This is a genomic window from Tepidimonas sp., from assembly GCF_046292505.1.
Lineage (GTDB): Bacteria > Pseudomonadota > Gammaproteobacteria > Burkholderiales > Burkholderiaceae_C > Tepidimonas.
The window spans coordinates 1-1,313 of record NZ_JBKBQX010000093.1; the positions used below are offsets into that span (position 1 = coordinate 1).

Annotated in this window: 4 protein-coding genes; all 4 read right to left on the bottom strand. The window is 47.8% G+C overall.

The window, feature by feature from the left end; all coding sequences use genetic code 11:
* Positions 1 to 189: 189 nt before the first annotated feature.
* The gene (locus tag ACK4TH_RS11890; protein WP_409626736.1) at positions 190 to 435 is read right to left on the bottom strand and encodes a hypothetical protein; all 246 of its coding nucleotides are present in this window, start codon (positions 433 to 435) and stop codon (positions 190 to 192) included.
* A 20-nt stretch (positions 436 to 455) separates the two neighbouring features.
* Positions 456 to 641 carry a hypothetical protein gene (locus tag ACK4TH_RS11895; RefSeq protein ID WP_409626738.1) on the bottom strand — a complete coding sequence of 62 codons (186 nt, stop codon included), beginning with the start codon at positions 639 to 641 and terminating at the stop codon, positions 456 to 458.
* Positions 642 to 899: 258 nt separating this feature from the next.
* Entirely contained in the window at positions 900 to 1,067 is a 168-nt protein-coding gene (locus ACK4TH_RS11900) for a hypothetical protein (protein WP_409626740.1), read from the bottom strand.
* A gap of 79 nt (positions 1,068 to 1,146) precedes the next feature.
* Entirely contained in the window at positions 1,147 to 1,293 is a 147-nt protein-coding gene (locus ACK4TH_RS11905) for a hypothetical protein (RefSeq protein ID WP_409626742.1), read from the bottom strand.
* Between the last annotated feature and the right edge of the window lie 20 nt (positions 1,294 to 1,313).

Genomic DNA, 1,313 nt, shown 5'->3' on the forward strand with positions numbered 1-1,313 from the left:
GGTCAGGGATCAGGAATCAGGGGAAACTTTGTCTCAATCCCTTTGAAATCAGGGCATGTTTGGAACGCCGCCGACAACAAAACCAAAACTGCCGTAACTCGGTCTTAGTCCCTTTGAAATCAGGGCATGTTTGGAACACCTACGATGTGGCAAAGGCTTTTTGGAGACGGAGTCTTAATCCCTTTGAAATCAGGGCATGTTTGGAACCCTTTTTTGAGGAGTAACACCGTGGCACTTCAGACACGTCTTAATCCCTTTGAAATCAGGGCATGTTTGGAACGGCTCGGTGTGGGTGGAGTCGAACGGTGTCATGTATGTCTTAATCCCTTTGAAATCAGGGCATGTTTGGAACAAGGCCAAGGCAACTGATGTTGCTCTACCAAACCCCGTCTTAATCCCTTTGAAATCAGGGCATGTTTGGAACATACACAACAAGCCGTCACTGCGCTTCTATCTCAGGTCTTAATCCCTTTGAAATCAGGGCATGTTTGGAACTGGTTAGGGGAGTTAAATAGAAGGTATCCCATAGTCTTAATCCCTTTGAAATCAGGGCATGTTTGGAACGGGGTGTCCTTCATGGTCCATAGGACATCCCCCGTCTTAATCCCTTTGAAATCAGGGCATGTTTGGAACGTCGGCAACGCTGGAGGATTCCTGTCTGGGGAGTTCGTCTTAATCCCTTTGAAATCAGGGCATGTTTGGAACCGAGAATGGTATGAAATGTCTTATTGACGGTAGCTGTCTTAATCCCTTTGAAATCAGGGCATGTTTGGAACGATCCAGGCCCTAACAAGGGCAATGGATTTATCGTGTCTTAATCCCTTTGAAATCAGGGCATGTTTGGAACGTGTGGTGCGGCTAATAGACCGCGCATGTCAGCTCGCTTAATCCCTTTGAAATCAGGGCATGTTTGGAACCGGGCCAAATGCCAACCCTACGTCGTGCCGTTCGCGCTTAATCCCTTTGAAATCAGGGCATGTTTGGAACTGGGGTCGCTCGCGTCCTCGACGTTGTCGAGGGCGCTTAATCCCTTTGAAATCAGGGCATGTTTGGAACCGCACGACCATCTACATCAACTCACAGATCGCCGCTTAATCCCTTTGAAATCAGGGCATGTTTGGAACGGACGCAGCCGAGAAAGCAGAATCATTTGCTATCGCTTAATCCCTTTGAAATCAGGGCATGTTTGGAACACAGACCATGCGAAACGCTCGGAGGCAGGCCGCGCTTAATCCCTTTGAAATCAGGGCATGTTTGGAACGAACTCAGGAAAAGGAGCTTGAAAATGAACATTAACGCTTAATCCCTTTGAA